Origin of the sequence: Salinivibrio sp. YCSC6, from assembly GCF_004916735.1 — a bacterium.
In the GTDB taxonomy this organism is placed as follows: Bacteria; Pseudomonadota; Gammaproteobacteria; order Enterobacterales; family Vibrionaceae; genus Salinivibrio; species Salinivibrio proteolyticus.
On sequence record NZ_CP039516.1, the window covers coordinates 138,460 to 159,977 of the forward strand.

Sequence of the window (21,518 nt, forward strand, 5' to 3'; positions counted from 1 at the left end):
TTTTACATTGGTTGCTTAATCTAATTATTGTTGACTTTAAAGAGAATTGTTATGTCTATCACTAACGAGCAAATCCTAGACGCAATTGCAGACATGTCTGTAATGCAAGTTGTTGAGCTAATCGAAGCAATGGAAGAAAAATTCGGCGTATCAGCTGCAGCAGCAGTTGTTGCTGGTGGTGCTGCTGAAGGCGGTGCTGCTGAAGAGCAAACCGAATTTGACGTAATCCTGAAAGAAGCTGGTGCTAACAAAGTAGCAGTTATCAAAGCGGTTCGTGGCGCAACTGGTCTAGGCCTGAAAGAAGCGAAAGCTCTGGTTGACGGCGCTCCTGCACCTCTGAAAGAAGGTGTTGAGAAAGAAGAAGCTGAAGCGCTTAAAGCTCAGCTAGAAGAAGCTGGTGCTTCTGTTGAAGTTAAGTAATTTATACTTAATTTCTTAGCCTGAAAGGGCATTGGCTGGTGGCTAAATAGCCACCGGCCTTTTTGCGCTGTAGGGCGGTAGTGAAATTTCCACCCCGTTTTATCACTGCTGACCATGCAAAAAAAATCAAAGCAAGCGCTTTGATTTTCCTACACTAAACGGTGGTTGTTTAGTCACTGTCCCTTGTACTGGACAGTTTGGGTCACTTATCAGCGAGCTGAGGAACCCTATGGTTTACTCTTATACCGAGAAAAAGCGTATCCGTAAGGATTTTGGTAAGCGTCCTCAAGTTCTGGACGTGCCATACTTGCTGTCGATCCAGCTTGAATCTTTTGAGAAGTTTATCGAGCAGGATCCAGAAGGGCAATACGGTCTTGAAGCTGCCTTTCGCTCTGTCTTTCCAATTCAGAGCTACAACGGCAATTCCGAGCTGCAATACGTTAGCTATCGTCTCGGTGAGCCAGTTTTCGATGTCAAAGAATGCCAAATTCGCGGCGTAACCTATTCGGCACCACTACGCGTGAAACTGCGCTTGGTGATGTTTGATAAAGATGCCCCGGCTGGTACCGTTAAAGACATCAAAGAACAAGAAGTCTATATGGGCGAAATTCCGCTCATGACTGAAAATGGTACCTTTGTCATCAATGGTACTGAGAGGGTTATCGTATCCCAGCTGCACCGTAGTCCGGGCGTCTTTTTCGACAGCGATAAGGGTAAAACCCATTCCTCAGGAAAAGTGCTATATAACGCACGCGTGATCCCATACCGTGGTTCATGGTTGGATTTCGAATTTGATCCTAAGGATATCGTTTACGTTCGTATCGACCGTCGTCGTAAGCTGCCTGCATCGATTATTCTGCGTGCGCTGGAATATACAACGGAAGAGATCCTGGATCTGTTCTTCGATAAAGTTGTCTTTGAAGTCAAAGGTAAAGCGCTAGTCATGGAACTGGTGCCTGATCGTCTACGTGGCGAAACAGCCAGCTTTGACATTGAAGCCAACGGCACCGTTTATGTTGAACAGGGTCGCCGTATTACCGCTCGCCACATCCGTCAGTTGGCGAAAGATAACGTCGATCACATCGAAGTGCCGGTTGAGTACATCGCAGGCAAGATTTCTGCACGTGATTACGTTAACCAAGACACAGGCGAAGTGATTGTCTCGGCTAACCAAGAGTTAAGCCTGGAGACACTGGCGCAATTGTCGCAAGCGGGTCACAAGAAAATCGAAACCCTGTTCACCAACGACTTAGATCATGGTCCGTACATGTCAGATACCTTGCGTATCGACAACACCACGGATCGTTTGACTGCGTTGGTTGAAATCTACCGCATGATGCGCCCAGGCGAGCCACCAACAAAAGAAGCGGCAGAACAACTGTTCGAAAGCCTCTTCTTCTCTGAAGATCGTTACGATCTATCAGCGGTGGGCCGTATGAAGTTCAACAGCTCATTAGGGCGTGATGAACTAACCGGTCCTGGCGTACTGAGTAAAGAAGACATCATTGAAGTGATGCGTAAACTGATCGATATCCGTAACGGTATCGGTGAAGTGGACGACATCGACCACCTAGGTAACCGTCGTATTCGTTCGGTTGGCGAAATGGCCGAGAACCAATTCCGTGTTGGTTTGGTACGTGTTGAGCGTGCGGTTAAAGAGCGCCTGAGCCTGGGTGACCTTGACAATGTGATGCCACAAGACCTGATCAACGCTAAGCCAATTTCGGCCGCGGTGAAAGAGTTCTTTGGTTCATCTCAGTTGTCACAATTTATGGACCAAAACAACCCGTTGTCTGAGGTGACGCACAAACGTCGTATCTCTGCATTGGGTCCAGGTGGTTTGACGCGTGAGCGCGCCGGCTTTGAAGTTCGAGACGTACACGCGACGCACTACGGTCGTCTCTGTCCGATCGAAACTCCTGAAGGTCCGAACATCGGTCTGATTAACTCACTGTCAGCGTTTGCGCGTTGTAACGCTTACGGCTTCTTGGAAACCCCATACCGTAAAGTGGTTGACGGTAAAGTGACCGATCAAATCGATTACTTGTCAGCGATTGAAGAAGGCCACTACGTGATTGCGCAGGCGAACGCCGCGCTGAACGAAGATGGCTCGTTCACTGATGAACTGATCACTGCGCGTGAGAAAGGGGAATCAGGTCTGCACCCACGTGACCATGTTCAGTACATGGACGTTGCAACCAACCAGGTTGTATCGGTGGCAGCCTCTCTGATCCCATTCCTTGAGCATGACGATGCGAACCGTGCCTTGATGGGTGCGAACATGCAACGTCAGGCCGTTCCAACATTGCGTGCGCAAAAGCCGCTGGTTGGTACGGGTATCGAGCGCAATGTGGCGGTTGACTCAGGTGTTACCGCGGTTGCGAAACGTGGCGGTATCATCCAGTCAGTTGATGCTTCGCGCATCGTACTGAAAGTGAATGAAGATGAGCTGGTACCTGGTGAAGCGGGTATCGACATCTACAACCTGACTAAGTACACCCGTTCTAACCAGAACACCTGTATTAACCAGCGTCCAACTGTGATGCCGGGCCACCAAGTGGCAAAAGGTGACGTACTGGCTGACGGCCCATCGACTGACTTGGGCGAGCTAGCACTGGGTCAGAACATGCGTATCGCGTTCATGCCGTGGAACGGTTATAACTTTGAGGATTCCATCCTTATTTCTGAGCGCGTCGCGCAGGAAGACCGTTTAACCACTATCCACATTCAAGAGCTTTCTTGTGTGGCGCGTGATACCAAGTTGGGCAGCGAAGAAATCACCGCGGACATTCCAAACGTGGGTGAAGCAGCGCTATCGAAACTGGATGAGTCAGGGGTTGTGTATATCGGTGCCGAAGTGAAAGGCGGCGATATCATGGTCGGTAAAGTGACGCCAAAAGGCGAAACGCAACTGACACCAGAAGAGAAACTGCTGCGTGCAATCTTCGGCGAAAAAGCCTCTGACGTGAAAGACTCGTCACTGCGTGTGCCGAACGGTGTATCAGGTACGGTTATCGATGTACAAGTCTTTACTCGCGATGGCGTAGAGAAAGACAAGCGTGCACTCGAAATCGAAGAGATGCAGCTGAAAGAAGCGAAGAAAGACCTGACCGAAGAGTTCTCTATCCTTGAAGGTGGTCTGCTAGCGCGTGTTCGTTCACTGCTTTCTCAAGCCGGTTATACCGACAACCAGTTAGACGGCATGGATCGTAAGACCATGTTGACACAAACACTGGATGATGAAGCACAGCAAACCCAGCTAGAGCAGTTGGCTGAGCAATACGACGAAATTAAAGCCGAGTTCGATAAGAAGTTCGAAACCAAGCGCCGTAAGATCACTCAAGGTGATGATTTGGCTCCTGGCGTACTGAAGATCGTTAAAGTCTACTTGGCCGTTAAACGTCGCATCCAGCCGGGTGACAAGATGGCCGGTCGTCACGGTAACAAAGGTGTAATCTCGAAGATTAACCCAGTTGAAGACATGCCTTACGACGAAAACGGTGTTCCTGTGGATCTGGTACTTAACCCGCTGGGTGTACCTTCACGTATGAACATCGGTCAGATCCTAGAAACACACCTGGGTCTGGCGGCGAAAGGTATCGGTGACAAGATCAACCGCATGCTCAAAGAGCAGCAAGAGCTGGCGAAATTCCGCGAGTTCCTGCAGAAGGTCTATAGTCTGGGCGATACCCGTCAGAAAGTGGACATCAGTAAACTGACTGACGACGAAGTACGCACCTTGGTGAACAACCTGCGTGATGGTCTTCCAACGGCATCGCCTGTCTTTGACGGTGCACCAGAGCCGTTGATCAAAGAGCTACTCAAACTGGGTGATCTGCCAGAGTCAGGTCAGCTAGCGCTTTATGATGGCCGCACGGGTGAGAAGTTTGAGCGTCCAGTAACCGTGGGTTACATGTACATGCTGAAACTGAACCACTTGGTTGATGACAAGATGCACGCCCGTTCAACTGGCTCGTACAGCCTTGTAACTCAGCAGCCGCTGGGTGGTAAGGCACAGTTCGGTGGTCAGCGATTCGGTGAGATGGAAGTATGGGCACTGGAAGCATACGGTGCTGCCTATACCCTACAAGAAATGCTCACCGTGAAGTCGGATGACGTTAATGGCCGTACCAAGATGTATAAGAACATCGTGGATGGCGACCATCGTATGGAGCCGGGCATGCCGGAATCTTTCAACGTATTGCTGAAAGAAATCCGCTCGTTGGGTATCAACATCGAGCTGGAAGACGAGTAAGCCGCTGGCTGACTCTCTCCGGTAAGAATATGAAGGCGCTGCCTGCCAGCGCCTTTATGGGTCAACTCCTCACAGGAGCCGATTGTGAAAGACTTACTTAAGTTTCTGAAAGCACAGCATAAGACCGAAGAATTTGATTCGATCAAAATCGGTCTAGCCTCACCAGACATGATCCGTTCATGGTCGTTTGGTGAAGTGAAAAAGCCAGAAACCATCAACTACCGTACCTTTAAGCCTGAGCGTGACGGTTTGTTCTGTGCACGTATCTTCGGCCCGGTCAAAGACTACGAATGTCTTTGTGGTAAATACAAGCGCCTGAAGCACCGTGGCGTCATTTGTGAAAAATGTGGCGTTGAAGTTACTCAGACCAAAGTGCGCCGTGAGCGTATGGGTCACATTGAGCTGGCTTCACCTGTTGCCCACATTTGGTTCCTGAAGTCGCTACCATCACGCATTGGTTTGCTGATGGACATGCCGCTACGTGACATCGAGCGTGTGCTTTACTTTGAATCCTACGTGGTGATTGAGCCAGGTATGACCAACCTTGAACGTGGTCAGATGCTGTCTGAAGAGCAGTACTTGGACGCGTTGGAAGAGTGGGGCGACGAATTTGATGCGCGCATGGGCGCAGAAGCAGTGAAAGCACTGCTGGCGAACATGGATCTGTCAGTTGAGACAGAGCAAATGCGTGAAGAGTTGGAAGAAACCAACTCTGAAACCAAACGTAAGAAGATCACTAAGCGTTTGAAGCTGGTGGAAGCCTTCTTGCAATCAGGTAACAATCCTGAGTGGATGATCCTGACTGTGCTGCCTGTGTTGCCGCCAGACTTGCGTCCATTGGTACCGTTGGACGGTGGTCGTTTTGCGACCTCGGATCTGAACGACCTTTACCGTCGTGTGATCAACCGTAACAACCGTTTGAAGCGCCTGCTTGATCTTGCTGCACCAGACATCATCGTGCGTAACGAAAAACGCATGCTGCAAGAGTCTGTGGATGCCCTGCTTGATAACGGTCGTCGTGGTCGTGCCATCACTGGCTCGAACAAGCGTCCGCTTAAATCGCTGGCTGACATGATCAAAGGTAAGCAGGGTCGTTTCCGTCAGAACCTGCTGGGTAAACGTGTTGACTACTCTGGCCGTTCGGTAATCACCGTAGGTCCATACTTGCGTCTGCATCAGTGTGGTCTGCCAAAGAAAATGGCACTAGAGCTATTTAAACCGTTTATCTACGGCAAGCTTGAGACTCGTGGTCTCGCGACCACCATCAAAGCCGCCAAGAAGATGGTTGAGCGCGAAGAAGCTGTGGTGTGGGATATCTTGGATGAAGTCATCCGTGAACACCCTGTCCTGCTAAACCGTGCACCAACACTTCACCGTTTGGGTATCCAAGCGTTTGAACCTGTGCTTATCGAAGGTAAAGCGATTCAGCTACACCCATTGGTGTGTGCGGCCTATAACGCCGACTTCGATGGTGACCAGATGGCTGTTCACGTACCGCTGACGCTGGAAGCCCAGCTCGAAGCGCGTGCGTTGATGATGTCGACCAACAACATCCTATCGCCAGCATCCGGTGATCCTATCATCGTACCGTCTCAGGACGTGGTACTGGGTCTTTACTACATGACCCGTGAGAAGGTGAACGGCAAAGGCGAAGGCATGTACTTGGCAGGCCCAGGCGAAGCCGAAAAGGTTTACCGTACTGGCCATGCTGAACTGCATACGCGTGTAAAAGTGCGTATCAAGCAAGTTGATATCGATGAGATGGGCGCTCGTACCGAGAAAGTATCACTGGTTGATACCACCGTCGGTCGTGCCATGCTATGGACCATCGTACCGGAAGGCCTGTCATTTGACTTGGTTAACCAGCCGTTGGGTAAAAAGCAAATCTCTAACTTGCTCAACACCTGTTACCGTAAGCTGGGTCTGAAAGACACCGTTATTTTTGCTGACCAAATCATGTACACCGGTTTTGCCTACGCGGCACTGTCGGGCACCTCTGTCGGTATCGACGATATGGTGATCCCACAAGCCAAGTACGACTTGATCGAAGCAGCAGAAGCAGAAGTTGCGGAAATCCAAGAGCAGTTCCAATCTGGTCTGGTTACCGCGGGCGAACGTTACAACAAAGTGATCGATATCTGGGCTGCAGCGAACGAACAAGTTGCAAAAGCCATGATGGATAACCTGTCTAACGAGACAGTGATTAACCGTGACGGCGAAGAAGAAACCCAGAAGTCGTTCAACAGTGTTTACATGATGGCCGACTCAGGCGCACGTGGTTCTGCTGCACAGATTCGTCAGCTAGCCGGTATGCGTGGTCTGATGGCGAAGCCAGATGGCTCTATCATCGAAACGCCAATCACGGCGAACTTCCGTGAAGGCCTGAACGTTCTTCAGTACTTTATCTCTACGCACGGTGCGCGTAAGGGTCTTGCAGATACCGCATTGAAGACAGCGAACTCAGGTTACCTGACTCGTCGTCTGGTTGACGTAGCCCAAGACGTGGTCGTGACCGAAACTGATTGTGGCACCGAAGGCGGTATCCACATGATGGCGGTTATCGAAGGCGGTGACGTGAAAGAAGCACTGCGTGAGCGTGTGCTGGGTCGTGTCGTCGCTGAAGACGTACTGAAGCCGGGTACTGACGAGGTGCTTGCACCACGTAACACCCTGCTGGATGAGAAGTGGTGTGACATTCTTGAGCAGCACTCTGTCGATAAGGTAAAAGTACGCTCTGTCGTAACCTGTGAAACTGACTTCGGTTGTTGTGCACACTGTTACGGTCGTGATTTGGCACGTGGTCACTTGGTGAACCACGGTGAGTCTGTGGGCGTTATCGCGGCACAGTCTATCGGTGAGCCAGGTACACAGCTGACCATGCGTACGTTCCACATCGGTGGTGCGGCATCGCGTGCGGCGGCAGAAAACAACATTCAGGTGAAGAACAAAGGTTCTATGCACCTGCACAATGTGAAATCCGTGACCAATAGCGACGGTAAGCTAGTGATTACCTCGCGTGCGTCAGAGATGACCATTGTTGATGAGTTCGGTCGTACGAAAGAAAGCTACAAAGTGCCTTACGGTGCCTTGCTGAGCAAGAAAGATGGTGAAGCGGTTGAAGCTGGCGACGTTGTTGCTAACTGGGATCCGCACACCATGCCAATCATCACCGAAGTAGAAGGTAGCGTTCGCTTCGTAGACATGATTGATGGCGTCACCATGCAGCGTCAAACTGATGAACTGACCGGCCTGTCTTCTATCGTGGTAATGGATGCCTCTGAGCGCCCATCATCCGGTAAAGATAAGCGTCCTGCAGTGAAACTGGTTGATGCGCAAGGCAATGACATGATGATCCCAGGCACTGATATGCCGGTTCAATACTTCTTGCCGGGTAACGCAATTGTTCAGCTGGATGACGGCGCGAACGTTGGCATTGGTGACACCTTGGCGCGTATCCCGCAAGAAAGCGGCGGTACCAAGGATATCACCGGTGGTCTGCCACGTGTTGCTGACCTGTTCGAAGCGCGTAAGCCAAAAGAGCCAGCTATCTTGGCGGAGATCACAGGTACTGTTTCCTTCGGTAAAGAAACCAAAGGTAAACGTCGCCTGATCATCACCCCAGAAGAAGGCCAAGCCTACGAAGAGATGATTCCAAAATGGCGTCAGCTCAACGTATTCGAAGGTGAAAAAGTCGAGAAAGGTGATGTGATCGCTGATGGTCCAGAATCACCGCACGACATCTTGCGTCTGCGTGGTGTTCACGCAGTGGCTGAGTACATCACCAACGAAGTTCAAGACGTTTACCGTTTGCAAGGCGTTAAGATCAACGATAAGCACATCGAGACCATCGTGCGTCAGATGCTGCGTAAGGTGACCATTAAGTCTGCAGGTGATACCGACTTCTTGGAAGGCGAGCAAGTGGAATACTCACGTGTGACCATTGCTAACCGTGAACTTGAAGCGGAAGGCAAGCGTCCAGCGACCTATGGTCGTGACCTGTTGGGTATCACTAAAGCCTCGTTGGCGACTGAGTCATTCATCTCAGCGGCATCGTTCCAGGAAACCACGCGCGTGCTGACAGAAGCAGCCGTAGCGGGTAAACGTGATGACTTACGTGGTCTGAAAGAGAACGTGATTGTGGGTCGTTTGATCCCAGCCGGTACTGGTTTCGCGTATCATAAAGATCGTCAAGCCAAACGTGCTGAGCCTGAACAGCCTGTTGCACCACAGATTGATGCTGAGCAAGCCTCACAAGATCTGGCAGCACTGTTGAATGCAGGACTGAACGACGACAATTAATGGATTGTCTCGCACCATTGAAAAGGCACCTCCTCGGAGGTGCCTTTTGTTTTTCTGCCCTAGAGCACAAAAAAACGCCGCTAAGAGGCGACGGATTCGGTGCTTATTTTTAGGCGCCCGGCGGGTGGGCCAAACTGTCTGCAATGACACGAATCAGCGTGTCTTCTAACTCGAAACGTTGTTCCAGCAGTTCACCGACCGATGAGATGTCTTCATCAAAGTCGGGGAAGTGATAGTCCTCATCGTCCCAATCAAGTTCACTAAACTTGTCGTTGAAATCGAGCAGGGGATCCGTGGTGTCAACAATGCGGAAATACAAGTTATCGGTTTCTTGTGTTGCCGAGAAGCCGGTAGACTGCCATCGCTCCATGACCATGTTATAAATTTTAAAATGCCCCGTGGAGATGTAATCGACCAAGTGATCGCAGAAGCGGTCAATTTCTTCTTTGCTGGGCAGATTCTGCTTCTTTTTTACCGCGACACCTGCCACGTTGTAGTATTCAACCAGCAGCTGACGACGTAACTCGAGCCAGTAATCGATGACGTCATCGTAACCGCTCCATTGTGCTTTAGTACGTTCAAGTTTTTTCAGCATGATCGGCGTCCTCGTGATCGATCAGCGAATGGGTGGCACTATATACGGCCAACTTAAAATTAACGGGCTGCTCAATCCTTTGCATCACGTTATGAAGTTAGATTGCCAGTATTCAAGTATAGCTGCAAGGCTAAGGAAGTGACCATGTCTCAGAATCAACAAGCCGTCTATTTGTGTGCGGTTGTCGACGGAAAACTCTGGCTCCCTCACGGTACATTGCCTTTGTTATCCCTATCAGAATTGCCGTTTGCGGTACAGACGACGATCACTGTTGGTCATTATCAACACATCCCAGTGGTGGGGGCATGGAATTGTAACACCATGCTACCGAGTGATGAGATGGCGGGCTTGAGAGCGCTATTATCGGATTTACCGGCTGACTTGTTTGCGCTAGTGGGACGAGTCGTTCAGCTTGATGTGATGCAAAAGCAGCAAGCATTTTGCGGCTGCTGTGGACACCGTGCGGTTTTGGATACACAGTCGGTGGCGATGTGGTGCGCCGCCTGTCAGCGTCACGATTATCCGCGTGTCTCGCCTTGTGTGATTGTGGCGGTACGTGATGACAAGCGACTGCTGCTGGCACAGCATCCACGGCATAAAACCGGTATGTATACCGTGATTGCCGGATTCGTTGAGCCCGGTGAATCCCTCGAACAGTGCGTGGCGCGCGAAGTCAAAGAGGAAACGGGGATTGAGGTGAAAAATATCCGTTATATGGATAGCCAGCCGTGGGCCTTTCCTTCCAATGTCATGATGGGTTTTTTGGCCGACTATGCAGGCGGTCAGCTACGGCCAGATTATGAGGAATTGACGGATGCACAATGGTTTGATTGCCAATCACTCCCGCCAGTTGCACCTCAAGGGACCATTGCGCGGCGCTTGATTGACGCAAGCTGCGCGCTTGCGCAGGAATAAAAAAACCCGGCCGTAGGGAAGCCGGGGTAAGATGCGAACATAATTGTCTTTCGCAGACCTATTGTCGTTATGCGTTGGTTGTATCATGTGGTGAGAAAAGCAGCAATCATCGCCCACCCTTGGGATGACAGTTTTATGATCCTGTTAACAAAGGTTGGCTTTTGTTGCGACTCGACAGTGATACAATGACGCCTCTTTTCGCTCACAGGCTTTAACACAATGACTGAACTGAAAAACGATCGCTATTTACGCGCTTTACTCAAACAGCCAGTGGATTGCACCCCCGTGTGGATGATGCGTCAAGCTGGTCGCTATCTGCCAGAATACCGCGAAGTACGTGCGCAAGCCGGTGATTTTCTGTCATTGTGTAAAAATGCAGAACTGGCGTGTGAAGTGACTTTACAACCATTACGCCGCTTTGATCTCGATGCCGCTATTCTGTTCTCCGACATTTTGACCATCCCCGATGCGATGGGACTGGGTTTGTATTTTGAGACCGGAGAGGGGCCGAAGTTTGCGCGCCCGATTACCTGTAAGGCGGACGTCGATAAAATCGGCATTCCCGATCCTGAAGGTGAGCTGCAATATGTGATGAATGCCGTACGCACCATTCGTCACGAATTGAACGGAGACGTTCCCTTGATTGGTTTTTCCGGCAGCCCTTGGACGCTCGCCACCTACATGGTGGAAGGGGGCAGCTCGAAAGCCTTTACCAAGCTTAAGAAGATGATGTATGCCGAGCCACAAACCCTGCATGCATTACTCGATAAGCTTGCCGATAGCGTGACCAGCTATTTGAATGCGCAAATCAAAGCGGGCGCCCAATCGGTGATGATCTTTGATACTTGGGGTGGGGTATTAACCCCGCGTGATTATCACGACTTCTCACTCCAATACATGCATAAAATTGTGGATGGCCTGATCCGTGAGCATGAAGGCCGTCGTGTCCCAGTGACCTTGTTTACCAAAAACGGCGGAATGTGGCTTGAGAAAATCGCGGCGACCGGTTGCGATGGTGTGGGGTTAGATTGGACAATCGATATTGCCGATGCCAAAGCACGGATTGGTGATAAAGTGGCCTTGCAAGGCAATATGGACCCGTCCATCCTCTATGCTCAGCCTGATCGTATCCGTCAAGAGGTTGCGACTATCCTAGAAGGATTTGGCGAAGGGACAGGCCATGTCTTTAATCTCGGCCACGGGATCCACCTCGATGTCCCGCCGGAAAACGCCGGGGTGTTTGTCGATGCGGTGCATGAATTGTCCCGTCCGTATCACGACTAAGCTAGCACGCTCGCCAATGGCGAGCGTTTTTTTACCTCGGTGCAGTGAACAACGCCTGTTGGATCTGCGTTTGCAGGGCTGGCACTACCTGTTCTTCAAACCATGGGTGACGACGTAGCCATAACGTATTTCTGGGCGAAGGGTGAGGTAGCACAAAAGTGTGCGGTGCCCACTGCCGCCAATGTTTGACGGTTTCGGTCAATGTTTTGGGCTTATTGGCTAAATAGTACTGCTGAGCATACTGGCCAATCAGCAAGGTCACCGCAACGTTAGGGAGGTGCGCTTTGATTGCCTTGTGCCACACAGGTGCACAAATGCGGGCAGGCGGCAGATCGCCCGATTTACCTTTGCCCGGATAACAGAGCCCCATCGGCATAATGGCAAATAAGTCAGGCTGATAGAATTGCTCGCGCGTGACCCCCAGCCATTCTCGTAAGCGGTCGCCACTGGGATCATTAAAAGGCAGGCCACTGTCATGGACGCGCCTACCGGGTGCTTGGCCGATAATCAGTACCCGCGCATCCGTACTGGCTTGGATCACGGGACGAGGTCCATCGGATAGCCAATGTTGGCACAATTGGCATGCTTGTGCTGCGGATAACGCCGTCTCCAAATCCGAAAACGTCATCTAGTATCCTTTGTCAAAATCGACGTAGTGGACCAAAGGCTTGCCAGCATGCCAGCGTCGGTAATTATCCGCAAACAGCGTAAAGACCTGATCGGGGAAGCTAACGGCAGCAATATGCGGCGTCACTGTCACCTTGGGGTGTGTCCAAAACGGATGCGACTCGGGCAGTGGCTCCTGTTGCATCACATCTAAGACCGCGCCGCGAAGCTGCTTCGCCTCCAGTGCGTGGATCAGGGCGTGCTCATCTACGGTGGCACCACGCCCGACATTAATAAAGAAAAGATCCTGCGCATGCTGCCAAAAAGCTGCATTCAGGCATTGGTGTGTTTTGTCTGTGGCGGGCAAGGTGCTGACTAACACATCAACCTCACGCAACCGTTGCTGTAATTCGGGCAGTGTCATGGTGTGATCAAACGCCTCGACAGACCGGCCGGTTTGGTTAGTGCCCAGTACCGTCATGCCAAACGCGTGAGCGACGGTCGCGATATGCTGGCCAATCGCCCCTGTGCCTAAAATGGCGAGCGTTTGCCCATGCAATGACTGATAGGGCTGAGGCTGCCAGTGACACTGCGCTTGCTGTTTGGCGTACTGACCAATATGGCGAGTATTCGTCAGTAGGTGTCCGAAAACATATTCGGCCATTAAGGGGCCAAAAATACCGCGCACATTGGTGAGCTGATAGTGGCGGAACGGCGCCTGAATCAGCGCATCGGTCCCGGCAAAGGTGGATTGCAACCAGCGCAACGCGTTGGCATGAGGCAGCTTTGACACGGCAAGCGGTGGGTCAGCTAGCCAGATCGTGGCCTCTTCTGCGTTATGCGTGAGGGCGAGATCGGGGAGTTGGGCCGTCGCCAGTAATTGATGGTAGGTCGCGGCATGCTCACTGATCACATAAACTTTATCCACAAAGGCTCCTTTTTATGGGGCGGTGAATCAAGTACACTTGCACCCAATTTACCGACGGACAATTGTCCCCCGTTATTTAAGATCAATTGGCTATGTTAAGAAACCCCTTACAACTGCGTTTGGAAAAATGTGAGACTTGGCAGCACGTCAGTTTTATGGCTGCGCTGGTGGAGCGTATGTACCCTAACTATGCCCTTTACTGTGCGCAAACTGAATTTGCTGACCCTCAAGCGTTTCGCAATATTCTTGATGCAGTGTGGGAATCACAAACAGTGAAAGGGGCCAAAATTGACTTTGAGCGACAGCTAGAAAAGCTGGAGCCATTGATCCCTGCGCTCACCGATGACGCGATTTACCTCACTTATCCAGCCATTGATGCCTGTGCGGCGTTATCACACCTTCTTCACGCCTTGCTTGACCGTGATGAAATGCTGACCATTACGCTGAAAGTGAGTCAGCAGTCGGTGATGAGTGTCGCGCAACTGGAAGAAGCACAAACCGGCGATGCGGTCACCGATGAAAACCAGAAGGCGAATGAAGCTGTGTGTGACGAATGGGACGCGCAGTGGGCGATCTTCCGCGTACTGAAAAGTGCGGATACCCGCGACGTTGAGATGCTCAAAGGCATTCGCCAAGAGTTACGCGAAGCGGGTGTGAGCAACTTAGGATTAAGCCTTTGAACGGCGGAAAATGAGATAAAAAAGGCGGCTTCGGCCGCCTTTTGTGTTTAGGTTACCCCGATGACTCATCCGATTGACGCTGTACGGGCGGTTCATCGTCGTCTTGGCTCTCAATCATCTTATGCTGCTTTTTCCATGACTCCCAACGCTGGTAGGCCAACTGCTGCATATCGGTGACCGTGTCCGCTTCATCAATGATCTCGCGACCGGTTAAGTACTCAAAAATATCTTCCAGCGTGATAATCCCTTGTACCGTCCCGTACTCGTCCACAATCATCGCCAATTGCGCGCGGCGGATCATTAAGATATCGAACGCTTGTAATACACTATTGCCGGGTAAAATCACCGCGAGTGGGCGCATCAGGTTACCCAAGGTGGTGCGCCTAGCACCGCGTGTCTTAGCGGCATAGATATCGGATTTGTGGACAAAACCTAAAATATCATCACGCTGTTCGCCATAAATCAACGGGCGCGAGAAGGGACAGTCACTGTGTTCGGTTAAAAAGGTATCTACGCTCATCTCCGCAGGGACACGAAAAAGCACCGGACGTGGGGTCATCAACTGCGTGGCAGGGAGCTCACGCAGTTTCAACATGTTGTTGAGCATCTGGGTTTCATCTTCACCCATTTCACCACTTTCTGAGGCGAGCATCGCCATGGCCGAGATTTCATCACGCAGTTTGACATGGGTCGCGTCAGAGCTAAGACGCTTGGTTATTTGCTCGGATACCCACACAAAGGGGGTCAGGCCCCATACCATCCACTTCAATACAATCGCCGCCCCTGGCGCCAATTGCGGCCAGAAGTTGGCACCAATGGTTTTTGGGATAATCTCGGAGAGTAATAAAATAGCCAGTGTGAGTACTGCGGAGAATACCCCAACCCATGCATCGCCAAACACATTGGCCGCTTGAGCTCCTGCCCCTGCTGCCCCCACGGTGTGCGCAATGGTGTTTAAGGTGAGGATCGAAGCCAGTGGTCGGTCGATATTATCTTTTAAGGCGGTCAGTTTCGCCGCGGCTGGGTGTTCTTGCTGACGGAGATTCGCCAAATAGCTTGGCGTAATACTCAATAGGATTGCTTCAAGCACAGAACAAATGAAAGATACACCAATAGATAATGAGATAAATAGGACAAGAGTCAGCATATATTCCCGAGTATGAAAGCCAGTCGTCCCCTTAAAGATCAGGCCAGTGGCGGGCTTTTACAACCATTCAAATGAGAAAAAGCGCAACAAATTGTGAGATCGCGCTCAGTTTGTGGTTAAAGAGCCTCCATATAGTCTCACCAAGCGCCACAAACCTTTGCCAGTCGGGCTTCTTTTGAATTAGAGTGAGCTCGTCTCTAAAAAAACCTAGAAGGGAAGACATAATGAACAAGACCCAACTGATCGACCTGATCGCTGAAAAAGCCGACCTTTCAAAAGCGCAAGCAAAAGCAGCACTGGAAGCGACTTTGGGCGGAATTGAAGGTGCCCTAAAAGAAGGCGAGCAGGTACAACTGATTGGCTTCGGTACGTTTAAAGTAAACCACCGTGCAGCGCGCACGGGTCGTAACCCACAGACGGGTCAAGAGATCCAAATTTCAGCGGCTAACGTGCCAGCCTTTGTGGCAGGTAAAGCACTGAAAGACGCGGTTAAGTAAGCGTCAATCGTCATTATCGCCATAGCCTCTGCTATGGCGTTTTTGTCTCTGGGTGACGCAAAATGCGAAGAGTATGGGCGTTATCGCTGATCATACTGCTCACGGCCTGTAGCCGTGGCGAACCCCCTAAGCCTGTCACACGGGTAACAGCCTCTGTTGCGGGTGACCACAGTGCGGTCTATTGGCTCGATAGCCAACAGGGGCGCCCAATCAGCTTGTCAGAGCATGTTTGGCAAGGAGATTACGGCGAGTACCGCGGCGAATATGTGTGGCGAGATGGCCAATTACGTGCCTTAAAGCGTGAAGGTGAACAGCTCGCAGGCAATACGCGTGTCCCTTTTTCCCTCCATGTTCGTTTTGATGCCAGTGGCGAACCTGTATTTCAACGCTATCGCCAAGATGGCGCGATTATTCCCCTCGACAGTGCAGCGTTAACGCGCCTGTATCAAGAGTCCAATCAGATCCTCGACCAAGCCCAAGGTCAAATCGCACGTAATGTGTCTGTCTTGCAGGGACAGCGAATAGGTGAATATTGGGTAGATTGCCGTGGCGAACGGCAGCGTTGGGTCTTTGATGATGCGATCCCGCCTGTGGTGGTGAGCAAGCTGCTCCAGCCGGGTACCTTTGTGATTGGCGCTGGGAATCCCGGTATTGGCAAAGATACCATCGATGCCTTGGTCTTGGTGCGCCGTGAAAAGGCGTGCTTAACCCGTCCTCAGCTATTGGCAGAATAAAAAATGCGCCCCGAGGGCGCATTGTGGCAGGGTCTCGGTCACTGATTTGCTTATGATGTAACGTTTTCGCGTGCGATGGCGCGATGGGCTATATCACGGCGATAAAAGCAGCCCGGCCACTGGATCATGGCAGCCAGCGCATCAGCTCTTTGTTTTGCGATAGTGACACTCTCGCCTAATGCCGTAGCGCAAAGCACCCGCCCGCCAGCAGTGACGATGTCGCCGTCTTTCAGTGCGGTACCGGCATGAAATACTTTGACGGTCTCGCTATCGGTGGGCAACCCAGAGATACGATCCCCTTTGCGATAGTCACCCGGATAGCCGCCTGCTGCCAATACCACGCCCACTGCTGCACGCGGATCCCACTTGGACTCAACCTTATCAAGGCGTCCTTGCGTGCCTGCCAGGCAAAGCTCAACCAAGTCAGATTGCAAGCGCATCATAATCGGCTGGGTTTCCGGATCGCCAAAGCGACAGTTAAACTCGATCACTTTTGGCGTCCCATCGGCACTGATCATCAAGCCTGCATACAGAAAGCCCGTATACGGCACACCATCGGCGCGCATGCCTTCTACTGTTGGCATGATCACCTCGTCCATCACACGTTGATGGATTGCATCGGTGACCACTGGAGCGGGCGAGTATGCGCCCATACCGCCAGTGTTAAGGCCGGTATCGCCTTCTCCGACCCGTTTGTGGTCTTGGCTGGTGGCCATTGGCAGCACATGCTCACCATCGACCATGACGATAAAGCTTGCTTCTTCACCTTGCAGAAATTCCTCGATGACCACGCGGTGACCGGCCTCACCAAACGCATTGCCGGAGAGCATATCGCGCACTGCCTCGGTGGCTTCTTGCTCGGTCATCGCCACAATGACCCCTTTTCCAGCGGCAAGGCCGTCGGCTTTGACCACAATGGGCGCGCCTTTTTCGGCGATGTAGGCTAGCGCGGGCTCTACCGTCGAAAAAGTTTGGTAGTCAGCGGTGGGAATGCCGTGACGCGCTAAAAAGTCTTTACTGAAGGCTTTCGAACCCTCAAGTTGCGCGGCCGCTTGAGTAGGACCAAAGATGGCCAAGCCGTGCTCGCGGAAGGCATCGACCACGCCCAACACCAAGGGTGCTTCAGGGCCCACGATGGTCAAATCAATTTGTTGCTCGCGGGCAAAGGCCAGTAATCCTTCAACGTCATCAGCCGCGATCGCAATATTACTCAACTTGTTTTCATGCGCGGTGCCGGCGTTCCCCGGCGCACAATACACGAGCTCAACGTTGGATGATTGGGCGGCTTTCCATGCCAGCGCATGTTCGCGGCCACCGCCACCAATAACTAATACCTTCATGTGTTCTCCTTCATCGCCCATTTAGTGGCGGAAATGGCGCATACCGGTAAAGACCATCGCCATACCATGCTCATTGGCGGCAGCAATCACTTCGTCATCACGCATCGAACCGCCCGGTTGGATCACGCAGCTGATCCCAGCTTTTGCTGCAGCATCAATGCCGTCACGGAAAGGGAAGAAGGCATCGGAGGCCATCACGCTACCGGCCACTTCGAGCTGCTCATCGGCCGCTTTGATGCCAGCTATTTTCGCCGAGTAGACGCGGCTCATTTGGCCGGCGCCCACGCCGATGGTCATGCTGTCTTTGGCATACACAATCGCGTTTGATTTCACGTATTTTGCCACTTTCCAGCAAAATAGCGCATCGCTAAGCTCTTTGTCTGTGGGCTGACGCTCAGTGACAATACGCAAATCGTCTAAACCGACCATACCTTGGTCGCGTGCTTGGACTAACAAGCCGCCATTGACGCGCTTGCTATCCCACCCTGTGGTGCGCGCTTGCCACTGGCCGCACTCGAGAAGACGGACGTTTTTCTTTGCCGCAACCGCTGCTTTGGCGGCCTCACTGACGCGAGGTGCGATGATCACTTCAACAAATTGACGTTCAACAATGGCGAGTGCCGTGTCGCCGTCCAGTTCACGGTTAAAGGCAATAATGCCACCAAATGCTGAGGTCGGATCGGTCTGATAAGCACGCTGATAGGCGCTGAGTAAGTCTTCGCCAATGGCAACGCCACAGGGGTTGGCGTGCTTTACAATCACACAGGCAGGCTGCTCAAACTCTTTTACGCACTCTAATGCCGCATCGGTGTCAGCGATATTGTTATAAGACAGCGCTTTGCCCTGTAGTTGGGTCGCCGTTGCCACCGAGGCTTCTTGCGGTTGGGCTTCGGTATAAAACGCACCTGCCTGATGGCTGTTTTCGCCGTAGCGCATGTCTTGCTTTTTAACCCAATGTTGGGTCAGGGTGCGTGGGAATGGCGAGTCTTGGCTCTCTTCTGCCTGATGATAGGCAGGCACTTGGGTGCCAAAGTAATTCGCAATCATGGCGTCGTAGGCCGCGGTGTGCTCAAACGCGGCAATGGCTAAATCAAAGCGCGTGGCATGTGTCAAAGACTGCTGGTGCTGATCCATCTCGGTAAGCACGCGATCATAGTCTTGGCTGTTCACCACAATGGTGACGTCGGCATGATTTTTCGCCGCTGAGCGCACCATGGTTGGGCCGCCGATATCGATATTCTCGATGGCTTGCTCGCGTGTGCAATCTGGGTTGGCAACGGTTTGTGCGAACGGGTAGAGATTCACCACCACCATATCAATCGGTGCGATCTGATGCTGTTCCATTACCGCATCGTCTTGACCGCGTCGGCCCAAAATGCCGCCGTGAATTTTCGGGTGGAGGGTTTTCACGCGGCCATCCATCATTTCTGGGAAGCCGGTATGCTCGGAGACTTCGGTGACCGCGAGGCCGTTTTCTGCGAGTAAACGGGCAGTACCGCCGGTCGATAGCAGTTCGACACCGCGTTGGGCGAGTGCTTGGGCAAACTCGACCACACCGGTTTTATCAGACACGCTGAGTAACGCGCGACGAATAGGACGCAGATTTTCCATGGCTTAGTTCTCTTCACTGACAGATTGAATGCTTATCAAAGCCCATCGTGTCTATCAACAGGGATAAGCTTTATTAAACCGCCAATTGTCAAAGCGGCGACATTCTATCTGATTTTGTTTGCGCAATCGATTGCTATTTGCTGATGGCGACATTTTTATTGTTTTTATCCGGCTGTCGTTGCTCGCCTTCATGCAACGCTGGTCATAAGAACCCGCCTTTGCTACAAAAAGAAGGTTCATCCAACATGAAAAGGAGCGGTGATGACCAAGTTGCTGCAAATCGGTGAGCTAGCCAAGCACTGTGGTGTCTCCACCGATACGCTGCGTTTTTATGAAAAATCAGGCTTGCTAGCACCGAGTGCGCGCACAGAGGGTGGATACCGGCTTTATGCCGATGATGCCATTAGCCAAGTCATGTTCATTTTGCGCGGCAAAGAAATGGGGTTATCGCTTGATGAAATTCACGAGCTGTCTGACATTCGCGAAGAAGCGACGTTACACACCTGTGCAGAAGTCAAAGGGATCACCCAGCGGCGCCTGAATGAGGTCTCAGAGAAGATAGCCGCGCTTGAGCGGGTCAAGCATGCACTGACACGCTTAAATGCCGCCTGCTGCGGTATGGACGACGATGACGCGACCCATTGCTCGATATTAGAAACCCTAGCGGACAGCGAAGATTCCAACCCATGCTGTTAAGGGAAGGTACGTTGTACCATCAGAGAAAACAAAAACGGGCTAACCGATTGACGGCTAGCCCGTTTTATAACAGCCAAACCAATGATTGATTAGTTCATGCCGTATTTTTTCAGTTTCTTACGCAATGTACCGCGGTTGATGCCCATCATGGTGGCTGCGCGGGTTTGGTTACCGCGGGTGTATTGCATGATGGTATCCAGCAGTGGCTGCTCAACTTCTGCGAGGACAAGCTCATACAGATCGTTGACTTCCTGGCCATTCAATTGCGCTAGGTAGTTCTTCAGGGATGCTTTTACAGAGTCACGAAGTGGCTTTTGCGTAATTTGATCTTGTGAAGTTACAGTCGTTACTGTCAATGCTTCGGAAGTCAGGTTTTGTTCGAACATATTCTGTCAGCTCTTCTCGTATTTATGCAACGTTGTCGAAGTAGCCTTGCAGCGCATCGATCTGCTGTTGTGCATCTTCGATTGCGTTGAAGGTTCGGCGAAAATCGCCAATTTGATCATGCTCTTTCAGGTACCAACCCACGTGCTTACGGGCGATACGTAATCCTTTGAGCTCCCCATAAAAGTGATGAAGCTCTTGAACATGACCCAACAAAATCGTCCTAACCTCTTCTAGTGAAGGGGCAGGCAGGTACTCACCAGTGGTGAGATAGTGGTGGATTTCGCGAAAAATCCACGGGCGTCCTTGAGCAGGACGACCAATCATTAATGCATCAGCTCCTGTGTAATCCAGCACATAACGTGCTTTTTCCGGAGAATCAATGTCGCCATTGGCAATCACTGGGATCGACACAGCCGCTTTGGCTGCTTTAATGCTGTCGTACTCCGCTTCCCCTTTGTACATACAGGCGCGCGTGCGGCCATGCAGGGCAAGGGCTTGGATACCACAATCTTCCGCCATCCGGGCGATCTCTACACAGTTCTTATTGTCCGGGTCCCAACCTGTACGGGTTTTCAATGTCACCGGCACATCCACCGCGTTTACCGTGGCTTTGAGGATTTGCTCAATGAGGTCCGGTCGCGTTAGCAAGGCAGAGCCGGCTAACTTCTTATTGACCTTTTTCACTGGGCAACCCATGTTGATGTCGATGACTTGTGCCCCGTTTTCGACACAAAAGCGGGCCGCCTCGGCCATTAGCTCTGGCTCGGCACCGGCGATCTGAACCGAACGAAGGCCAGACTCGTCAATATGAACCATGCGCTTTTGCGATTTGTTCGTTCGCCATAAGGCTGGATTAGACGACATCATTTCACTGACCGCCATGCCTGCGCCGTGCGCAAGACATAACTCACGAAAAGGTCGGTCCGTGACACCTGCCATTGGGGCAACGATCAACGGGACATCCAGGTTATAAGGTCCGATACGCAAAAGCTCTAAATCCTCTGTCAGCCGCTCTGAGTCAGCAAGGGCGCGCATTTTACGCATTTTTGACGCGTCTGAAAAGGACAATATTTGAGCATTGATGGCTTGATTTTTACAGCACTTTTTGTATCAGTCGCGTTTCG

Annotated in this window: 17 protein-coding genes; 9 read left to right on the plus strand and 8 right to left on the minus strand. The window is 51.6% G+C overall.

Annotation, left to right across the window (positions count from 1 at the left end; genetic code table 11):
• Window positions 1–51 precede the first annotated feature (51 nt).
• The 3 genes from rplL to rpoC all read left to right on the plus strand — a co-directional run bounded on the left by rplL (window position 52) and on the right by rpoC (window position 8,974).
• Entirely contained in the window at window positions 52–420 is a 369-nt protein-coding gene (rplL, locus tag E8E00_RS00640) for a 50S ribosomal protein L7/L12 (protein ID WP_069586999.1), read from the plus strand.
• 229 nt (window positions 421–649) lie between these two features.
• The gene (gene rpoB, locus E8E00_RS00645; RefSeq protein ID WP_096630183.1) at window positions 650–4,675 is read left to right on the plus strand and encodes a DNA-directed RNA polymerase subunit beta; all 4,026 of its coding nucleotides are present in this window, start codon (window positions 650–652) and stop codon (window positions 4,673–4,675) included.
• Window positions 4,676–4,759: 84 nt separating this feature from the next.
• Window positions 4,760–8,974: a DNA-directed RNA polymerase subunit beta' gene (rpoC, locus tag E8E00_RS00650; RefSeq protein WP_069586997.1), complete on the plus strand. Its 4,215-nt coding sequence runs from the start codon at window positions 4,760–4,762 to the stop codon at window positions 8,972–8,974.
• 109 nt (window positions 8,975–9,083) lie between these two features.
• Here the strand turns inward: rpoC and E8E00_RS00655 are convergent, their stop codons facing one another.
• Window positions 9,084–9,569: an Rsd/AlgQ family anti-sigma factor gene (locus E8E00_RS00655; RefSeq protein WP_069586996.1), complete on the minus strand. Its 486-nt coding sequence runs from the start codon at window positions 9,567–9,569 to the stop codon at window positions 9,084–9,086.
• 144 nt (window positions 9,570–9,713) lie between these two features.
• On the opposite strand from E8E00_RS00655, the gene nudC reads away from it, so the two are divergent.
• Both nudC and hemE read left to right on the plus strand, forming a co-directional pair.
• The gene (gene nudC, locus E8E00_RS00660) at window positions 9,714–10,484 is read left to right on the plus strand and encodes an NAD(+) diphosphatase (protein ID WP_096630180.1); all 771 of its coding nucleotides are present in this window, start codon (window positions 9,714–9,716) and stop codon (window positions 10,482–10,484) included.
• A gap of 219 nt (window positions 10,485–10,703) precedes the next feature.
• A complete protein-coding gene (gene hemE / locus E8E00_RS00665; protein ID WP_069586994.1) occupies window positions 10,704–11,768 on the plus strand; it encodes a uroporphyrinogen decarboxylase in 1,065 nt (354 codons plus the stop codon).
• A gap of 31 nt (window positions 11,769–11,799) precedes the next feature.
• Here hemE and E8E00_RS00670 read toward each other — a convergent pair whose 3' ends face one another.
• Together E8E00_RS00670 and E8E00_RS00675 are read right to left on the minus strand one after the other, a co-directional pair.
• Window positions 11,800–12,396: a uracil-DNA glycosylase family protein gene (locus tag E8E00_RS00670; RefSeq protein ID WP_096630177.1), complete on the minus strand. Its 597-nt coding sequence runs from the start codon at window positions 12,394–12,396 to the stop codon at window positions 11,800–11,802.
• Window positions 12,397–13,302: a D-2-hydroxyacid dehydrogenase gene (locus tag E8E00_RS00675; RefSeq protein ID WP_096630175.1), complete on the minus strand. Its 906-nt coding sequence runs from the start codon at window positions 13,300–13,302 to the stop codon at window positions 12,397–12,399. It lies immediately after the preceding gene.
• 92 nt (window positions 13,303–13,394) lie between these two features.
• Here E8E00_RS00675 and E8E00_RS00680 point away from each other — a divergent pair, with 92 nt between their 5' ends.
• Window positions 13,395–13,982 carry a YjaG family protein gene (locus tag E8E00_RS00680; RefSeq protein ID WP_077456048.1) on the plus strand — a complete coding sequence of 196 codons (588 nt, stop codon included), beginning with the start codon at window positions 13,395–13,397 and terminating at the stop codon, window positions 13,980–13,982.
• A 52-nt stretch (window positions 13,983–14,034) separates the two neighbouring features.
• Here E8E00_RS00680 and E8E00_RS00685 read toward each other — a convergent pair whose 3' ends face one another.
• Window positions 14,035–15,129 (minus strand): CNNM domain-containing protein, encoded by a 1,095-nt coding sequence (locus E8E00_RS00685; RefSeq protein ID WP_077640704.1) that lies wholly within the window; start codon window positions 15,127–15,129, stop codon window positions 14,035–14,037.
• 224 nt (window positions 15,130–15,353) lie between these two features.
• Here E8E00_RS00685 and hupA point away from each other — a divergent pair, with 224 nt between their 5' ends.
• Together hupA and E8E00_RS00695 are read left to right on the plus strand one after the other, a co-directional pair.
• On the plus strand, window positions 15,354–15,626 hold the full coding sequence (hupA, locus tag E8E00_RS00690) for a nucleoid-associated protein HU-alpha (protein WP_069586989.1): 273 nt from the start codon (window positions 15,354–15,356) through the stop codon (window positions 15,624–15,626).
• Window positions 15,627–15,688: 62 nt separating this feature from the next.
• Entirely contained in the window at window positions 15,689–16,360 is a 672-nt protein-coding gene (locus tag E8E00_RS00695; RefSeq protein WP_069586988.1) for a DUF1481 domain-containing protein, read from the plus strand.
• A gap of 50 nt (window positions 16,361–16,410) precedes the next feature.
• On the opposite strand, the gene purD is transcribed toward E8E00_RS00695, so the two are convergent.
• Together purD and purH are read right to left on the minus strand one after the other, a co-directional pair.
• A complete protein-coding gene (purD, locus tag E8E00_RS00700) occupies window positions 16,411–17,700 on the minus strand; it encodes a phosphoribosylamine--glycine ligase (RefSeq protein ID WP_096630172.1) in 1,290 nt (429 codons plus the stop codon).
• A gap of 21 nt (window positions 17,701–17,721) precedes the next feature.
• Window positions 17,722–19,311: a bifunctional phosphoribosylaminoimidazolecarboxamide formyltransferase/IMP cyclohydrolase gene (gene purH, locus E8E00_RS00705; RefSeq protein ID WP_096630169.1), complete on the minus strand. Its 1,590-nt coding sequence runs from the start codon at window positions 19,309–19,311 to the stop codon at window positions 17,722–17,724.
• 261 nt (window positions 19,312–19,572) lie between these two features.
• On the opposite strand from purH, the gene zntR reads away from it, so the two are divergent.
• Window positions 19,573–20,007 carry a Zn(2+)-responsive transcriptional regulator gene (zntR, locus tag E8E00_RS00710; protein WP_069586985.1) on the plus strand — a complete coding sequence of 145 codons (435 nt, stop codon included), beginning with the start codon at window positions 19,573–19,575 and terminating at the stop codon, window positions 20,005–20,007.
• Between the two features lie 89 nt (window positions 20,008–20,096).
• On the opposite strand, the gene fis is transcribed toward zntR, so the two are convergent.
• Together fis and dusB are read right to left on the minus strand one after the other, a co-directional pair.
• Window positions 20,097–20,393 (minus strand): DNA-binding transcriptional regulator Fis, encoded by a 297-nt coding sequence (gene fis / locus E8E00_RS00715; RefSeq protein ID WP_002542007.1) that lies wholly within the window; start codon window positions 20,391–20,393, stop codon window positions 20,097–20,099.
• A gap of 22 nt (window positions 20,394–20,415) precedes the next feature.
• A complete protein-coding gene (gene dusB, locus E8E00_RS00720; RefSeq protein WP_069587013.1) occupies window positions 20,416–21,381 on the minus strand; it encodes a tRNA dihydrouridine synthase DusB in 966 nt (321 codons plus the stop codon).
• Between the last annotated feature and the right edge of the window lie 137 nt (window positions 21,382–21,518).

What these genes read in the sequence shown, in the direction of transcription:
- rplL (WP_069586999.1), top strand. Translation starts at nt 52, where the DNA reads ATGTCTATCACTAACGAGCAAATCCTAGACGCAATTGCAGACATGTCT.
- rpoB (WP_096630183.1), top strand. Translation starts at nt 650, where the DNA reads ATGGTTTACTCTTATACCGAGAAAAAGCGTATCCGTAAGGATTTTGGT.
- E8E00_RS00655 (WP_069586996.1), bottom strand. Translation starts at nt 9,569, where the DNA reads ATGCTGAAAAAACTTGAACGTACTAAAGCACAATGGAGCGGTTACGAT.
- nudC (WP_096630180.1), top strand. Translation starts at nt 9,714, where the DNA reads ATGTCTCAGAATCAACAAGCCGTCTATTTGTGTGCGGTTGTCGACGGA.
- hemE (WP_069586994.1), top strand. Translation starts at nt 10,704, where the DNA reads ATGACTGAACTGAAAAACGATCGCTATTTACGCGCTTTACTCAAACAG.
- E8E00_RS00670 (WP_096630177.1), bottom strand. Translation starts at nt 12,396, where the DNA reads ATGACGTTTTCGGATTTGGAGACGGCGTTATCCGCAGCACAAGCATGC.
- E8E00_RS00680 (WP_077456048.1), top strand. Translation starts at nt 13,395, where the DNA reads ATGTTAAGAAACCCCTTACAACTGCGTTTGGAAAAATGTGAGACTTGG.
- E8E00_RS00685 (WP_077640704.1), bottom strand. Translation starts at nt 15,129, where the DNA reads ATGCTGACTCTTGTCCTATTTATCTCATTATCTATTGGTGTATCTTTC.
- hupA (WP_069586989.1), top strand. Translation starts at nt 15,354, where the DNA reads ATGAACAAGACCCAACTGATCGACCTGATCGCTGAAAAAGCCGACCTT.
- E8E00_RS00695 (WP_069586988.1), top strand. Translation starts at nt 15,689, where the DNA reads ATGCGAAGAGTATGGGCGTTATCGCTGATCATACTGCTCACGGCCTGT.
- purD (WP_096630172.1), bottom strand. Translation starts at nt 17,700, where the DNA reads ATGAAGGTATTAGTTATTGGTGGCGGTGGCCGCGAACATGCGCTGGCA.
- purH (WP_096630169.1), bottom strand. Translation starts at nt 19,311, where the DNA reads ATGGAAAATCTGCGTCCTATTCGTCGCGCGTTACTCAGCGTGTCTGAT.
- zntR (WP_069586985.1), top strand. Translation starts at nt 19,573, where the DNA reads ATGACCAAGTTGCTGCAAATCGGTGAGCTAGCCAAGCACTGTGGTGTC.
- fis (WP_002542007.1), bottom strand. Translation starts at nt 20,393, where the DNA reads ATGTTCGAACAAAACCTGACTTCCGAAGCATTGACAGTAACGACTGTA.